The sequence below is a fragment of the Amycolatopsis sp. cmx-11-12 genome (genome assembly GCF_046269425.1).
Taxonomy (GTDB): Bacteria; Actinomycetota; Actinomycetes; order Mycobacteriales; family Pseudonocardiaceae; genus Amycolatopsis.
In genome coordinates this window covers 57,308-73,246 of record NZ_JADNQM010000026.1, presented here as the reverse complement: position 1 = coordinate 73,246, position 15,939 = coordinate 57,308, and the positions used below count along the sequence as shown (strand labels likewise).

The window sequence follows — 15,939 nt, the reverse complement described above, 5'->3', positions numbered from 1 at the left end:
TCATCCTCCCGCGGCTGTCATGAGCGCCGTGCGAGCGACGGCCGACGATTCGGCGTACGGGGCCAGTGCGGCCCGCAGCTCTTCCGGCACTCTGGCCGGGCTGGTGTTGGCGTTGGGTCCACGCATGCAGGCGACCCGCTGCCGTCCCTTGGCCACCACCGACTCGACGCCGTCCTTGAGGTGCACGTAGTCGAAGCTGAACTGGATCTGGGTCTGGGTCAGTTCTTCGAGCCGCATGCGCACCGACAGGTCGTCGAACGCGGTGATCTCGGCGTAGAACTCGCACTCGACTTTGAGCGTGAACAGCTTCAGGTCGTCCTGGAGTTCGGCGAGCACGCCCGGCGCCCGGTCCCGCAGGAACATCTCCCGGCAACGGCCCTGCCAGCTGAGGTAGTTGACGTAGTACACGTTTCCGACGATGTTCGTCTCCTCGAACCCGACGGTGTGCCGGATCTCGTAGTAGCCGGGCATCAGCGCCCCTCCTTGCCAGTCAGTGCCGCGAACACGACCGGATCGGGTGAGCCCTCGAGCCGGGTCACCCACGTGGCGATCACCGCGTCTCCGGTGGACAGCGACACCCACCGGTCGGCGTGGATTTTGTCGACGGTGAGCGCCTGGGTCGTCGCGCCCGCCTTGCGCAGGCATTCCAGCGCGGCCCAGATCCGGGTACCCGCCACGGCGTTCTCGTCGCCGAGCAGGTCCATGGCCGCCAGTTGCCGCTCGCCGAGCAGATCGGCCCAGTCCTGCCTGGAACGGGGGAGTGCCACCTCGACGTCACAGCTGAGCCTGCCGGTGCCCGCCAGGGCAAGCGTGAGGCCCGCGCCGTGCGACGCGGATACCGCGGCGCCCTCGACCTCGGGCTTGCCGTCGGGTCGGTAGCGCACGGTGACCGGCCTGTTCAGCGCCCTGCTCAGGGCGAGCGCGGTCTGCGCGCGCCGCTCGGGCGCCGTCCCAGAGGGGTCGGGTTCGACCACGACCGCCCTGCTGCCGCCGAGCACCCGCTCCAAGGAACGCTCCAGATACCCGCTCAGCATGGGCGCGACCCACGGCCCGGCGCCGTCGTTCTTGCGGACCGCCCGCAGGGTCAGGCCTTCCCAGCGCTCCAGCAGCGTGCCGTCGGGTGTGGACAGATCGATGTCGTAGATGTAGCTGTCGCCGTCCTGCGTGCGCTCCTTCGCGTCGAGCACGACATAGTCGGGCACCTCGTCCGGCGGCGCGAGGTGGAGCCGCTCGATCCGTTCGGGCAGCAAGGTGGCGTCCGGGACGCAACATTGCAGCGCGTGCATCGCCGTGTCCCGCGTCCCCGGATCGGCGAGCAGCAGCTCCTGCGGCAGGAACGTGCCGAACCAACCGGCCTGACGACGGGCGTCGATCTCCGCCACGGCGTGCCGCGCGCCGGCCCGTCGGTAGGCGAGCAGTCGCTGGAAACGCTTGCCCTGGAACATGATCCCGCCGTAGAGCTCGGCGGCGGGATCCACCGGGACCGCGGGCAACCCGGTCGCGGCGGCCACCGGTTCACCGGACAGGTCCGGACGCGGCCAGCGCAGTGTCGCGCGGAAGTGGTCGGCGCCGAAGCCGGTCTCCTCGCTGCGGATCACCACGTCGACGGTGTCGCCGTCGATGGCGAGCGCGGCGAGGCGGACCGTGGTCGAACTGTCCGGTCGCACCACGATCGGCCGGAGGAACTCGACGTTCTCCAGCACCGGCGGCCCGTCGTTCCTGGAGAGGACGCTGGCGGCCTGTGCCATCGCCTCCATTCCGATCACCGCAGGGAACAGCAGGTCACCGTCGAGCAGGTGGTCGGCGAGGTAGGGGTCGCTGCCCCCGGACAGGTCGGCCTCGGTGATCAGCTCGATGCCCGGGTAGTGCACCAGAGCGCGGTCCAGGAAGCGTCGCAGTGGAAGTGCCGGACGTTGCAGGGCCAGCGTCGGCAGCCCACCGGTACGTCCGCTCACCACCACCACCGGACCCAGCTCCGGGTCGCCGAGCACCTGGCGCAGCACCGCGAGGCCGTTCTCCGTGGAGATGGCGGTGATGCCGTCCCGCTGGAGCGCTTCGACCACACCCAGCCGTTCGCCCATGCCCGCACCGGACCAGACCGACCACTCCAGTGCGACCGCCCGCGCCCCTGGGTGGTCCGCCTGGAAGCGGACGGCCAGCTCGGTCATCCAGTCATTGGCGGTGGCGTAGTGCGCTTCGCCGCGCAGTCCTGCCCGGCCGATGATGCTGCCGAACGTGACGAGCAGCTTGATCCGGTCCTGATCGACGGCGGCCAGCACCGTGCGCAGCCCCTCGACCTTGGGTGCCAGTGTCGCGCGGAACTTCTCCTCGGTGAGGCTGTACAGCGAGTCCGGTTCGTTGCGGCCCGCGCCGTGCAGGATCGCGGTCACCGGGCCCAGTTCCGCCTCGGCGGCCACCACCGCGGCGGTGACCTGGTCGGCGGAGGTGACGTCGGCGCGTTGATAGGAGTACCGCACGCCGGCGGTCTCGAACCGCTCCAGATTGGCCGCGAGCTCACGGTCTTCCGCCGGATCGCCGCGACCGAGCAGAGCGAGCCCCGCGCCCGTGTCCTTGGCGATGGCCAGCGCGCTCTCCGCGGTGATTCCCTTGCCACCACCGGTCACCAGCAGGACGTCGGTGTCGCCAAGGACCGAGGGCTCGGGGGCGAGTGGGGGCTTCGGCCGCATCACCGGGACCAATCGCGTGCCGCTCGCGTCGTAGCGCACCTCTGCGAAATCGGTCGTGCCCGCGGCTTCGGACACCACCCGCGCCACCGCCAGCCGCACCTCGTCCGGGTCGATCGGCAGGACGTCGGCGAGCTCCACGATCGTGGTCGGTGCCGAGGGGTCCTCCAGATGCAGCGTCTTGGCCAAGCCGGAGGCGCCGAGCCCCTGCTGGACGACGACGAACCGGGTGCCGTTCTGCCGGGATATCGCGGCGCGGCCCGCCTCCAGGAACAACCCGACCTGGTGCTCGTCGCAGTCCGGCGGCAGGCACAGCAGCACCCCCTCGCCGATGCCCGCGGTGGCCAGTGCCGCCCGCAGCGGCTCCGCCAGCGGATGCCCATCGGGTGCGAACACCGCCCAGTCACTGGTCGTAGTGCCGGCGTACGGGTCGGCGACGGCGCGCGGATGCTCGGTCCAGGTGACCGTGAACGGACGCACCCAGGACGCCACTCCCGGGGCCTCGCCCGGTGACTGGCCGCCGTCGTGCGCGGTGTCCGCGAGCTGGTCGATGATCTCGGCCAGTTCACCGAACCGTGCCGTGGCGAAGTTCGGTGTCGCGGTGAGCGGCGGCCTGCCGAGCTCCCGGGTGACCTCGTTGACGATCTGGCCGACGGTGATCGAACTCAGGTGCAGGTCGTCGAGCGGATGGGTTTCCGGGCCGATGGCGTCCAGCGGCAACTCGACCCGGTCGGCCGCCAGCCTTCGCAGCAACTCCAGGGTGGAGGCCCGCGTGTCCGCGCCATCGGTGACGGTGCCCGCCGGATGCTGCCCGTTGACGGCGTCGGCGGCGGCGAGCAGGTCCGCACTGAGGTCCGGGGCCGTTTCGCAAGGGCTGGCCAGGAAGCCGAACTCGGTGTCCGGCGGCAACGGTTTCACCCCGCGTCCGGCGAACAGGACGGTGGTGTCGATCGAGGCGCCCGCCGTGTACGCGGCACCGACCACGGCCAGCAGTGGAGCCAGCGAGGTGTTGTCGGTGTCCATCGACAACACCGGGGTGTCCGGGGAGATCCGGTCCAGAAGGCCGGCGAGTACCCGGCCGGGCCCGACCTCGATCGCGAGATCCGCGCCCTCGACGGCCTTGGCGGCGGCGGCATGGAACCGCACCGGCTCGAGCACCTGCTCGCGGAGCAGCTTTCGCAGGTCGGCGTCCGGGGCGAGGACGTCGCCGGTCACCGTGGACACGACGTTCCCGGTCAGCGGGCGGAAGCTCATCTCGGCGAGCCGTTCGGCCATGGCGCCGGCCGCCGGGGTGACGAACGGCGAGTGGAACGCGTGGGAGACGTTGATCCTGGTCGCGTTGATGCCCTCGCTGACAGCCTTCTTGCAGACCAGCTCGACCGACTCCACCGCGCCCGAGATGACCGTCTGGTCCGGGCCGTTGTATCCGGCGATGACCACTCCGAGCCCGTTGGCGAGTTGCAGTGCCTTCTCCGGGCCGGTGCCGAGCCCCGCCATCGTGCCGCCACCACGGCTGGCACCGGCCATGACCTTGCCGCGGATCGCCGCGAGCTTGAGCAGCTTCGCCGCATCCATCGCCCCGCCCCAGGACAGCGCGGTGAGTTCACCGAGGCTGTGCCCGACGGCGGCGCTCGCCACGATGCCGAGGCTGTCCAGTACCCGTAGTGCGGCGACCGATCCGGCCACGATCCGGGGCTGTGCGACCTCGGTGGCCACCTGGTCGCCGTCGGCAGGCACGTCGGCCTCGCGGAAGACGCCTTCGGCGATCGGGAACCGGCGCCGGATCGCGCCGATCGCGCCGCGACCGGAACCCTGACCGGGGAACAGGAAAGTGATCTTCGGTGCGATAGTGCTCCGCACCGCGAAGATCCCGTCGGCGGCGTCGAAGATCTCGGTCTCTCCCGAGCCGATCAGTTTGCCGAGTTTGGCCAGTTTCCGGGTCGCTTCCTCCGGTCCGGTGGCGACGAGCGCCGCACGCATGGGCCTGCCGGACAATGACCCGGCGAGCGTGAAGGCCAGATCGGACAGTTCGGCGTAGGACAGCTTCGCGATCAGCTCCTCGAGACCCGCGACCTTGTCACGCAGTCCGTCCGCGTCGTCCGCGTCCAGCAGCAGCACCTCGGCGTCCTGCCTGCCGCCGACCAGGTTCGTGGCGCGTTGCGACAGCCTGGTGCGGCGCTGCACACCGGGCGCCTGCTCGATCGCGATATGCGTGTTGATCCCGCCGAAGCCCATGGCCGAGACACCGGCGCGGATGCGCTGGTCCCGCGGCCACAGGCCCGCATCGGTGGGAAAGTACATCGTCGCCTCGTCCTCGAGCAGCAACGGATGCGGATCACGCTGGCCGGTGCCCGGCGGGATGACCTGGTTGTGCACCGAGAGGGCGGCCTTGATCAGCCCCGCGACTCCGGCCGCGGCCTTGGTGTGCCCGAAGTTGCCCTTGACCGAGCTGAGCGCGGCCTTGGGGGACAAGGGGTCGGCGTCACGGCGTGCCGAGGACAGCGCGGTGATCTCGGTGGCGTCACCCAGCGCGGTCCCGGTGCCGTGGCCCTCGAAGTAGGACACCGACCCGACGCCGTAGCCCGCCCGGTCGTAGGCGCGGGAGACGGCCAGCCGGTGCCCGCTCGCCTCCGGGCGGGTGATGCCGCCCTTGCCGTCCGAAGAGACACCCCAGCCGGTGATCGACGCGTAGATCTTCTTGCCGCGGGCGAGCGCGTCCTTCTCGCGCATGAGCACCACTGCGCCGGAGCCCTCACCCGGCCAGAAACCGTTGGAGTCCCGGTCGTACACCTTCATCTCACCGGTCGCCAGCGCGCCGGTCTTGGCGAAACCGATCACCTCGAACGGGTCGATCGAGAGGTCCACGCCACCGGCGAGAGCGACGTCCAGATCACCTTCGATGAGGGATCGCGCCGCTGTGACAACGGAAAGCAGCGAGGAGGAGCATGCGCCGTCGACGGTGTACCCGCCACCGGCGAGGTCGAAGTAGTTGCAGATCCGGCCGGCGATGGTGTTGGCGAGCCCGCCGGCGAGGCTGTCCTCGTCGATCGGCGGGAACGGTGCCTTGTACTTCGGTTCGAGGCTTTGAAGGAACTCGGCGACCGAGCCGTCGTCCCAGCCTTTCTCGGCCAGCGCGGCGGCCACCGTTCGGCGCACGTAGGGCCATCGCAACCTCATCAGGTTGGCCCGGGAGAACTCACCGGTGAGGCTGTTGCCGATGACGACACCGGTGGACTGCTTCGGCAGTCCCGCACCGCCAGGGAAGCCGGCGTCGGCGAGCGCTTGGGCCGCGACGTCGAGAGCGAGCCAGTGCGTCAGGTCGGTCGACCGGAACGTGCTGCCGGCGACCTTGTACTTCACCCGGTCGAACTCGAAATCACGCAGAACGGCGGCTTTGCTGGAGTAGAAGCGATCCGGCGCCGCCGGGTCGGCCGAGAAGTAGTCAGCGTGGTTCATCCGTTCGTCGGGGAGCCGTCGAAACGCCCTGCGACCTGCGAGAACATTGTCCCACAATTCTCCCGGCGAACTCGCGTCCGGATAGCGCAGGCCAATACCGACGATTGCAATTCGCGTGTTGCTAGTCATTCTTCGAGCCCTCCGGGGCGATGTCGATAAACAGAAGTGCACCCGCCGAATTCAGTACATGTTTTCGGTGAAAAGATAAACTCGCCAACCTTGCACTCGAGGCTGCCTGGTGCCGCCTCCCGGGGCATCTTCGAATGTGCTTTCAGCTGGCCTGTGAGCAGCTGAAACGGCATAACGGCGTGATTCATAAGAGCCGTGTTCAATTCCATGGAAGCGTTATGAATTGGCGGCTCCCGGCGGGCTGGCCAGGCGATTGCGCCGGTGTCTCGCGGTGCGTCCCGGCAGGTGCGGGGGCCGCGCCCGCGCCGAGTCCGGTCGGCACCCTCGCGTGTCGAGCACGATCACGAATACCTTGTTGAAATGTGCGGTCATCGTCTTCGGTGGTGCTTCGTGGAGCATATGTCGATTACCTTGTCCGAAGCACAGGCCCTCGGTTGAGGAGACGCGGATGGTGCGGCAAAATGTGGAAACGGCCGATGTAGATCACTCGCGCGCTTCGTCGGCCTTCGGCGGATTTCTGCTGACGGTCGTCTGGTCCGCGGAGTTCGTCGACAGGATCATCGGCGACAATGTCGCCGGCGCCCTGCTCGGTCACGATGCGAACGAAACCCCCGTCACCGGAGTCGCCGCGGCTATCGTGTTCGCGCTGGTTTCCGGGTACCCCGTCGCCCCGTGGGGCTGAGGAGCAGACCATGCCCACCGCACTCGGATCGGTCCGCAGGTACGTCCTGACCCCGCGTCTGCGCGACGTGACCTTCGCCAAGCGCGGCTTCCCGGCGGCGGCGGCGCCCGCGGCCGGCACCCTCGAAGCGATCCCGCAGGCGGTGATCTGCGGGTTCGAGTGGGGGATCGACACCCGGGATCAGTGGGAGTTGGAGCGCAGGCTCGAACTGGTCCTGCCCGAGCAGCGCGGCTTCGCCTATGAGGGCGCGACCATGGCCTGCACCGTGCTGGACGCCATGCGCGGTGGCCGGGGCAAGCGAACACGCGATCTGCTCGAAGGCCCGGGGGCGCCGCATATCTTCCTCGCCTACATCGGGATCGGCTTCGCCATGGCCCGGCTGCCAAGGACACTGTGGAGCAAGGTGATCCCGGAGCTGAGTTCGTCGCCCTATCACCCGACGATGAGCTGGCTCGCGGTCGACGGCTACGGCTTCGACCGCGCCTACTTCGACACCAGGCGGTGGGTGCACGAGCAGAAGCGTCCGAAGCCGTACCCGTGGCAGGGCAGCCCGGCGTACTTCCCGCGAGCGATCGACCAGGGGATCGGGCGGGCGCTGTGGTTCATCCACGGCGCCGTGCCCGAGGCCGTCGCCGAAGCGGTGGGACGTTTCGACGAGTCACGCCGGCCGGACTTGTGGAGCGGGGTGGGGCTTGCGGCGACATTTGCCGGCGGGTGCCCGCCCGCCGGGCTGGCGGTCCTTCGCCGGGAAGCCGGGCGCTATCGGCCCGAGCTCGCGCTGGGCATGGTGTTCGCCGCCAAGGCCAGGACTCATGCGGGGTTCGTTCCGGAACACAGCGAGCAGGCCGTCGGTGTGCTCGGAGATCTGTCCCTCGACGCGGCGGTGCGGCTGGCCGACGGCACGGCCGTGCACGACGGGGGAAGCCCCGCCGAGCCGCCTTACGAGCTGTGGCGGCAGAAGATCCGCGCGCATTTCGACTAGCGTCGCGTGACTGGACGGAGATCACGCGTGATCAGGCGGCGGTTACGCGTGATCAGGCGGAGATCACGCGCGATCTCCGCCTGATCACGCGAGATCTCCGTCCAGTCACGGGTAAGACCCGCAGGATCACGCGACACTGGTGTCCTGAGTGATCCGGGTGAAATGATCAGATAAGTCGAATAAATATCCGTCTCTATCCACTGTCCACTTCGGACAGTGGGTTTGTCGATGCTATGCCGATTCATTACGTGGCGGGGGAACCAGAGCACCTTCGAAGTGGTCGGCGCCACAGGGACCTGTGAAGCTCTTGTTGAGATGAATCGCCGGGCGACGGACTGACGGAGGCGGATCACATTGGGGACTGGTTGGCGTGCGATGCGACGCCGTGTATTGACACCAAATGTTTCGGCGACGTCACTGGACGTTCGTGGCTTTCACAAGAAGAGTGCGGCTGCCCAAGAAATGCTGGAGAGCGTCGGTAAGACGTTCCTCGAGGGGTATGGGTATGCCGCCGAAGCGCGCACCGTCGATGAGGCCGCGGAGAATCTGGAAACCGTCCCGGTGCGCTTCCGCGGGTTCGCTTATGAGGGTGCCGCGATGGGATTCACCGTCCGGGACAGGTTGCCGCTCGGCCCGAGCGGGCTCACCGAGAAATTCCTGGCCGGACCGGGCGCGCCGCATATCTACATGATCTATGTCGGAATCGGCTGGGCGATGGCGCGGCTGCCGAGGTTCCGGTGGCCGAAGAGCGCGACCACCGACCCGCTGCTGCGCTGGCTCGTGCTGGATGGGTACGGGTTCCACCAGGCCTATTTCCACACCGCGCGCTATGTGCACGAGCACTACCAGGAGCCGGACTTCCCGTGGCCGGCGCAGGGTCCGGCGGCGTATGCCACCAACGCCATCGACCAGGGGATAGGTCGTGCGATGTGGTTCGTCGGCGGTACCGATGCCGAACGTGTCGCGTCCATGATCGACAAGTTCCCCGCGTCGCGCCGGGCCGATCTGTACAGCGGGGCCGGGCTCGCCGCGACTTATGCCGGTGGAGCCGATGAGCAAGAGCTCCGCGTCTTCGCCGACCGGGCGGGCCGATTCCGCTCCCAGGTCGCACAGGGCAGCGCGTTCGGGGCCGAGGCGCGAATCCGAGCCGGATTGCTCGTGCCGCACACCGAAATGGCCACTCGGGTCTTATGTGGTTTCTCCGCCGAGAAGGCGGCGCGGATCACCCAGGACCTCCGCCCCGACAAAGTCGTCGACGGTGAGTCGCCCGCCTTCGAGGTATGGCGGCAGCGTATCGCCGGGGAATTCGTCTCTCTTGGAGGTGTCAGTCAGTGAAGTCTGTAGCCGGCTGGTTGCGCAAGCAACTACCAGGCGTGGTCGCGCTGGTATTGATGGCGGCCATGTTCGTGGTCGCCGAGAAGCCTGAGACCTCCGCCGCCGAGACGGCAAGTATTGCCGGGAAATTCGGTTTCACTCCGATTTCGATCGCGATGCCGAGTGGTTTTCCGCAACAGGAGATCCGCAAGGTCAACAAGGATTATCAGCATATCGACGCGTGGATCTCTTCGGTGGGCGCCGCCATCGCGATGAACGATGTCGACGGTGACGGCCTGGCCAACGATCTCTGTGTCACCGATCCGCGAATCGACCAGGTGGTCGTCACCCCGACGCCGGGGGCGAAGGCGGGACGATATGCGCCGTTCGCGCTGTCGACGAGCCCACTGCCGATGAACGACCACATCGCGCCGATGGGCTGCCTGCCTGGCGACTTCAACGAAGACGGCCGCACCGACCTGCTGGTCTACTACTGGGGACGCACTCCGATCGTGTTCCTCGCCAAGCCGGACGCGACCGCGCTCACCCCCGCCGCGTTCCTCCCGACCGAACTGGTCGCGGGCAACGGCGGCGGCGAATACACCGGGCCGCAATGGAACACCAACGCGGTCGCCTTCGACGACTTCGACGGCGACGGGCACGGCGACATCCTGATCACGAACTATTTCCCGCACGGACCGGTGCTCGACGACCGGGTGTCCGGCGGTGTCGAGATGAACGACTCCATGTCGGCGGCCTACAACGGTGGCGAGGACTACTTCTTCCGCTGGACCGGCGCGACGGCGGGCGCGAGCCCGGCGGTGAGCTACCAGCGCGTCGACGGCGCGCTGCCGGTCGACGTGTCGAAGGGATGGGAGCTCGGCGCCGCGGCCAACGACCTCGACGGCGACGGCCTTCCGGAGCTCTACCTCGCCAACGACTTCGGGCCGGACAACCTCCTGTACAACCAATCCACTCCGGGCAACCTGAAGTTCTCCTTGGTCAAGGACGTGCGCTCGCCGGTCATCCCCAAGTCCAAACAGGTCGGCATCGACTCGTTCAAGGGCATGGGTGTCGACTTCGGCGATCTCGACGGCGACGGCCTGTACGACATGTTCGTCAGCAACATCACCACCTCGTGGGGTATCGAGGAGAGCAACTTCCAGTTCATGAACACGGCCAAGGACCAGGCCGACGTGAAGGCCAAGCTCGCCGAGGGCACTCCGCCGTTCGCCGACACCAGCGGGCCCTCGCGCACCGCGTGGTCCGGGTGGGGCTGGGATGTCAAGACGGGTGACTTCGACAATGACGGCGTCCTGGAGATCGCCCAGACGACCGGGTTCGTCAAGGGCCAGGTGAACCGGTGGCCGCAGCTGCAGGAGCTGGCCACGGCCAACGACGGGATCCTGTCCAACCCCACCGCGTGGCCGAACGTCAACCACGGCGACGACATCGCGGGTAGCCAGCGCCTCGCCTTCTACGCCCGTGGCGCCGACGGAACCTACGGCAACGTCTCCGGGGCGCTGAAGCTCGACGTGCCGGTGCCCACCCGGGGCATCGCGACCGGTGACTCCGACGGTGACGGCAAGCTCGACTTCGCCGTGGCCCGGCAGTGGGACCAGCCGGTCTTCTACCACAACGTCGCCAAGGACGCGGGTGCCTATCTCGGGCTGCGCCTGTGCCACGACGCCGCACCCGGGCAGGCTGCCGGCACGCCGGCGGTCGGCACGCAGGTGACGGTGACGACCCCGGACGGGCGCAAGCACGTCGGCCGCGTCGACGGCGGCAGTGGTCACTCCGGCAAGCGCAGCAACGAGGTGCACATCGGCCTCGGCGACAAGATCCACGGCCCGGTCCAGGTGCACCTGAAATGGCGTGACCGAAGCGGGCGGATCCACGAACAGGACCTGAAGTTGACCCCTGGCTGGCACACCCTGCTGCTAGGCGCCGAGGCCAAGGAGAAGTGATCGGCATGGCTGACAACGCGACAAGCACCGCGGCGCCGCCGCGGCACGACCCCAAGGTCACCATCGCACTGCGCAACTTCGCGATGTCGATCTCGGTGTTCAACATCCTCGGCTACGCGTTGCTGGGTTTCGAGCAGCCGTGGGTCTGGCCGTTCATCGCGCTGCTCACCGGTTATACCGTGGAGATCGGCCTGGAGACACTCGCCGCCCGAATCGACCACAGGGCGCCGCGCTACGCGGGCCAGGGCGTTCGCGGGATGGTGGAATTCCTCTACCCGGCGCATATCACCAGTCTCGCCATGAACATGCTGATCTACGTCAACGACCAGGTCTGGGTGCTGATCTTCGGAGTGGTGGTCGCGGTCGGCACGAAGTGGGTCCTCCGCGCCCCGGTGCGGGGCAGGCTGAGGCACTACATGAACCCGTCGAACTTCGGCATCACGGTCCTGCTGTTGTTGTTCTCCTGGGTGAACATCGCGCCGCCGTACCACTTCACCGAGCATGTCTCGGGATTCGTGGACTGGCTGGTGCCGGCGATCATCATCCTCGGCGGCACCATGCTCAACGGGAAGCTCACCGGCCGGATGTGGCTGATCGGCGCCTGGCTGATCACCTTCGCTTTGCAGGCGGTCATCCGTGGCATCTTCTTCGACACGTCCATACCCGCCGCACTGGGCATGATGACCGGTGTCGCCTTCATCCTGTTCACCAACTACATGGTGACCGACCCTGGAACCAGTCCGTCGAAACCGGCCTCACAGATCGCGTTCGGCTCCGGCGTGGCGATCATCTACGGCTTCCTGATGGTCGCGCACATCGCTTATGGCATCTTCCTCGCGACGGCGATCGTCTGTCTCATCCGCGGCCTGTTCCTGTGGGGCCTGCACTTCTCCAACAAGGCCCGCGAGGAATTCGAGGCGAAGCAACGGGCCGACGCGGCCGCACCGGAGACCAACGGTGAGGGCAAGGTGACCGCCTCGCTGACCCCCGCGCCGCCCGCGACCCTGGACGGTTCGGACGGGGACAAGAGAGCGGTGCGGACATGACCATCGCGCCACAGCGGACCCGGCCGCTGCCCGGCCCGCCGCGTACCCGGACGCTCGGTCTGCTCAGGAAACTCGTCGGTGACCGGCTCGCCCTGATGCAATCGGCCGCCGACACCTACGGGGACGCGTCCAGGATAGCCATCGGACCGAAGACGCTCTATTTCTTCAACCATCCGGAATACGCGAAGCACGTGCTGGCCGACAACAGTGGGAATTACCACAAGGGAATCGGCCTCGCCCAGGCGAAACGCGCGCTCGGCGACGGTTTGCTGACCAGTGAGGGCGAGCTGTGGCGCAAACAGCGGAAAACCATCCAACCGGTGTTCCAGCACAAACGCATCGCCGCGCAGGCGGGGATCGTCGCCGAAGAGGCCGCCAAACTCGTCGGCAGACTCAGGGCACACGCGGGCGGTGGCCCCGTCGATGTCGTCGAGGAGATGACGGGGCTCACCCTCGGCGTGCTCGGGCGCACACTGCTCGACGCGGATCTGGGCGCGTTCGACTCGATCGGGCATTCGTTCGAGGCGGTGCAGGACCAGGCCATGTTCGAGATGGTCTCGCTGAGCATGGTGCCGACGTGGATCCCGCTGCCGAAGCAGTTGCGGTTTCGAAAGGCACGTAAGGATCTCGACCGGATCGTCGACGCATTGGTGGTCGAGCGCAAGGCCGACCCGCGTGCCGACGGCGACGACGTGCTGACCCGGCTGATCAGTTCGACCCGGGAGGAGCCTCTGCCGGAGGTCGCCAGGCGGCGGATGCGGGACGAGCTGGTCACCTTGCTGCTCGCGGGCCACGAGACGACCGCCAGCACGCTGGGCTGGACCTTTCACCTGGTGGACCGGCATCCGGAAGTGTTCGAGCTGTTGCACGCCGAGGCGGTGGAGGTGCTCGGCGACCGGCCGCCGGCCTACGAGGACTTGCACCGGCTGACCTACACGACCATGGTGGTCGAGGAGGTCATGCGGCTGTATCCGCCGGTGTGGATCCTCACCAGGCAGGCCCAGCAGGCCGACGAGATCGGCGGCTACCCGGTCCCGGCAGGCGCCGACGTCGTGGTCTGTCCCTACACGCTGCACCGCAATCCGGAGTTCTGGGACGATCCCGAGCGCTTCGAGCCGGAACGTTTTTCCGCGGAGAACAGCGGAAGTCGTCCGCGGTATGCCTACCTCCCGTTCGGGGCCGGTCCTCGATTCTGTGTCGGTAGCAACCTCGGCATGATGGAAGCGGTATTCGTGATCGCGATGATCAGCCGTGAGCTGCGGTTGAAAAAGCAGCCTGGATATGAAGTGGTCGCGGAACCGATGCTGTCGTTGCGCGTTCGTGGCGGATTGCCCATGACCGTCCATTCGGCGGATGACGAGGGTATCGGAAATGGATGACTACCAGCTTCAGACGATGACGATAGAAGCGTTCGCGGACACCATCATCCCCGGAGGGAAACGATCGCCGGACGACCGGGCGATCGCGGGTGTGTCGGAGGGAGGCGGCGCGGTCGCCGCCGGTGCCATCGAACTGCTCGAGTGGAACGCCACGGGTGTCTCGGAAGGCCTCGGCCCGCTGTCGGCCGCGCTCAACGGGCACGCGAAAGCCTATGCGCACGAACTCGGTCTCACCCTGGACGAGTCCGTTCCGCCCTTCGTGGCCTTGGCGTTCCCCGATCGGACCCGGCTGGTGGAGCGGCTCACCACACCGGGCCATCCGGAGAAGGACGGGTGGGTCCTGCTCGCCCTGTTCAGCAACATGGCCTACGACAGCGCCGCGCACATGAGCCTCACCGACGCCATCGAACAAGGACACCCCGGCCTGCTCGCGATGGGTTTCGCCAAGCCGGACACCGACGGCTTGTGGCGATTCCCGAAGTATTCGTACGGCCGGGTGCTGGCGAAATCGCATCCGGACACCACTGAGTCAGGGAGCTTGGCGTGAGCGCGACCGAGAAGACGGATGTCGTTGTCGTCGGCAGCGGTTTCGGTGGTGCCATCGCCGCCTATCATCTGGCCGCGGGCGGGGCGAACGTCGTCGTTCTCGAACGCGGGCCATGGCTTTCCGGTGAGGATTTCGACCACGATTATCTTCTCGGTAAGTCGTACACCCGGGTATTCGATTTCGTGGCGGGCGACGGTATGAGCGTGCTCGGCGGAAACTGCGTCGGCGGGGGCAGCGTGGTGTATTTCGCCGCGCTGCCGAGGGCGCCGGGGTTCGTCTTCGACCGGCACGGCAGTATCGGGCGCCGCATGTGGCCCGCGGCCATCAGCCGCGACACGCTGGACCCGTGGTACGACCGCGTCTCGGAAGTGGTGCCGGTTCGCAAGCAGGACTGGAGCGAGGTCACCTACGCCGGCGGGCTGTGGGCCGCGGCGTGCAACCACTCCGGCCGGACCGCCAACCCCGTTCCGGTCGGGATCGACGCCGCGAAGTGCACCAACTGCAACTGGATGATGGCAGGCTGCCGGTTCGACGCCAAGCAGTCGCTGCTGTTCAACTACATCCCCGGCGCGGTCAGCCACGGCGCGGACATCCGCCCGCTCCACGAGGTCCAGCGGATCACCAAGAACGACGACGGCGACTACCGGATCCACTACACCCTCGTCGACGAGGTGGACTACCGGATCCAGCGTCCCGGCGGCGCCATCGACGCCAAGATCGTCGTCCTCGCCGCGGGCGCCGCGGCCACGCCCGTCATCCTGCAACGCTCCGAGCCCGAGCTCGGGCCGATGCCCCAAGCGGTCGGCCGGTACTTCTCCGGAAACGGCGAGCGACTCAACACCGCGCTCATCAACGAAGACCGTGTCAGCGAAGTGCTCGGCCTGTCCCGCGAGGACGGGCAGGCCTACGCCGCGAACCAGATCGGCAAGGGTCCGGTGGTGGCGAACTGGGACAAGCTCGACGGCTCGCGGCCGGAGTACACCCGCTTCTCTCTCGAACAGTTGTACTTCCCGCCGGGGCTCGGCACGATCCTGGCCCAGGCGCCCGACGCCGACGGCCCGGCCTGGTTCGGCCTCGACAAGAAGGAGATGCTCAGCCGATGGCGTTCCTGGCTGACCATCTTCCTGATGACCGAGGACGACAACGAGGGCGTTTTCGGCCCGCCGCCGCCGACCGGCAACGCCTACCGGATATCCCAGCAGATGCTGGGCCGCGGGTCGCTGCGTTACGACCCGACGCCGAACACCCTGCGCGGCTGGGCGATGGCGGACGCCGAGGTCAAGTCGATCCTGGAGCGCGACGGGCTGGCCAAGGTCATGCCGTGGACCAATGACGTGGTCGGCGCCTACACGGTGCACCCTCTCGCGTCCTGCCGGATCGGCGACGACCCCGAGACCTCTGCCCTAGACGACCGGCATGAACTGCGCGACCATCCCGGAATCTTCGTCACCGACGGCTCCGCGGTTCCCGGCGCGCTCACCGTGAACCCGGCGTTGACGATCGCCGCGCTGGCCGAGCGCGCCATTCCCGGCATCGTCGAGGCGGCGCGGCAGCGCGGGGTGCGGGTCGAGTACGGCGCTCCGCTGCCGGTCAGGGTGACGACAGCACCCGTGACGGCTACCGGGGTGGGGGTATGACGACAGGAACTTGGTGAGGGGTAAGGCGAAGGTGGTGTCTTAAGTGCTCGCCCGGGTGCTGGTCTGGGTGTCGCGAAAGCCACTTTCGGGACGTCTGATGTCCCGAAAGTGGCTTT

The 15,939-nt window shown here is 67.8% G+C and carries 10 protein-coding genes; 8 read left to right on the top strand and 2 right to left on the bottom strand.

Annotated features, from left to right (window positions below):
• Both ACLARN_RS29945 and ACLARN_RS29940 read right to left on the bottom strand, forming a co-directional pair.
• Positions 1–471 carry an acyl-CoA thioesterase gene (locus ACLARN_RS29945; RefSeq protein ID WP_409494818.1) on the bottom strand — a complete coding sequence of 157 codons (471 nt, stop codon included), beginning with the start codon at positions 469–471 and terminating at the stop codon, positions 1–3.
• Positions 471–6,269, bottom strand: a complete 5,799-nt coding sequence (locus tag ACLARN_RS29940; RefSeq protein ID WP_409494817.1) for an SDR family NAD(P)-dependent oxidoreductase — start codon at positions 6,267–6,269, stop codon at positions 471–473. Before ACLARN_RS29940 ends, ACLARN_RS29945 begins: the two co-directional genes overlap by 1 nt.
• A gap of 328 nt (positions 6,270–6,597) precedes the next feature.
• On the opposite strand from ACLARN_RS29940, the gene ACLARN_RS29935 reads away from it, so the two are divergent.
• From ACLARN_RS29935 to ACLARN_RS29900, 8 genes are all read left to right on the top strand, one after another.
• Entirely contained in the window at positions 6,598–6,951 is a 354-nt protein-coding gene (locus ACLARN_RS29935) for a hypothetical protein (RefSeq protein ID WP_409494816.1), read from the top strand.
• A gap of 10 nt (positions 6,952–6,961) precedes the next feature.
• Positions 6,962–7,933 (top strand): DUF1702 family protein, encoded by a 972-nt coding sequence (locus ACLARN_RS29930; protein ID WP_409494815.1) that lies wholly within the window; start codon positions 6,962–6,964, stop codon positions 7,931–7,933.
• A 375-nt stretch (positions 7,934–8,308) separates the two neighbouring features.
• Positions 8,309–9,268: a DUF1702 family protein gene (locus tag ACLARN_RS29925; RefSeq protein WP_409494814.1), complete on the top strand. Its 960-nt coding sequence runs from the start codon at positions 8,309–8,311 to the stop codon at positions 9,266–9,268.
• On the top strand, positions 9,265–11,214 hold the full coding sequence (locus ACLARN_RS29920) for a CRTAC1 family protein (RefSeq protein ID WP_409494813.1): 1,950 nt from the start codon (positions 9,265–9,267) through the stop codon (positions 11,212–11,214). Before ACLARN_RS29925 ends, ACLARN_RS29920 begins: the two co-directional genes overlap by 4 nt.
• Positions 11,215–11,219: 5 nt before the next feature.
• Entirely contained in the window at positions 11,220–12,260 is a 1,041-nt protein-coding gene (locus ACLARN_RS29915; RefSeq protein ID WP_409494812.1) for an enediyne biosynthesis protein, read from the top strand.
• Positions 12,257–13,639 carry a cytochrome P450 gene (locus ACLARN_RS29910; RefSeq protein ID WP_409494811.1) on the top strand — a complete coding sequence of 461 codons (1,383 nt, stop codon included), beginning with the start codon at positions 12,257–12,259 and terminating at the stop codon, positions 13,637–13,639. The genes ACLARN_RS29915 and ACLARN_RS29910 overlap by 4 nt, the downstream gene beginning before the upstream one ends.
• Positions 13,632–14,186 carry a DUF5987 family protein gene (locus ACLARN_RS29905; RefSeq protein WP_409494810.1) on the top strand — a complete coding sequence of 185 codons (555 nt, stop codon included), beginning with the start codon at positions 13,632–13,634 and terminating at the stop codon, positions 14,184–14,186. Before ACLARN_RS29910 ends, ACLARN_RS29905 begins: the two co-directional genes overlap by 8 nt.
• The gene (locus tag ACLARN_RS29900) at positions 14,183–15,823 is read left to right on the top strand and encodes an FAD-dependent oxidoreductase (protein ID WP_409494809.1); all 1,641 of its coding nucleotides are present in this window, start codon (positions 14,183–14,185) and stop codon (positions 15,821–15,823) included. Before ACLARN_RS29905 ends, ACLARN_RS29900 begins: the two co-directional genes overlap by 4 nt.
• The last annotated feature ends 116 nt before the right edge of the window (positions 15,824–15,939 follow it).

Coding starts and splice junctions, on each gene's coding strand:
- ACLARN_RS29915 (WP_409494812.1), top strand. CDS start 11,220: ATGGCTGACAACGCGACAAGCACCGCGGCGCCGCCGCGGCACGACCCC.
- ACLARN_RS29910 (WP_409494811.1), top strand. CDS start 12,257: ATGACCATCGCGCCACAGCGGACCCGGCCGCTGCCCGGCCCGCCGCGT.
- ACLARN_RS29940 (WP_409494817.1), bottom strand. CDS start 6,269: ATGACTAGCAACACGCGAATTGCAATCGTCGGTATTGGCCTGCGCTAT.
- ACLARN_RS29925 (WP_409494814.1), top strand. CDS start 8,309: ATGCGACGCCGTGTATTGACACCAAATGTTTCGGCGACGTCACTGGAC.
- ACLARN_RS29905 (WP_409494810.1), top strand. CDS start 13,632: ATGGATGACTACCAGCTTCAGACGATGACGATAGAAGCGTTCGCGGAC.
- ACLARN_RS29945 (WP_409494818.1), bottom strand. CDS start 471: ATGCCCGGCTACTACGAGATCCGGCACACCGTCGGGTTCGAGGAGACG.
- ACLARN_RS29930 (WP_409494815.1), top strand. CDS start 6,962: ATGCCCACCGCACTCGGATCGGTCCGCAGGTACGTCCTGACCCCGCGT.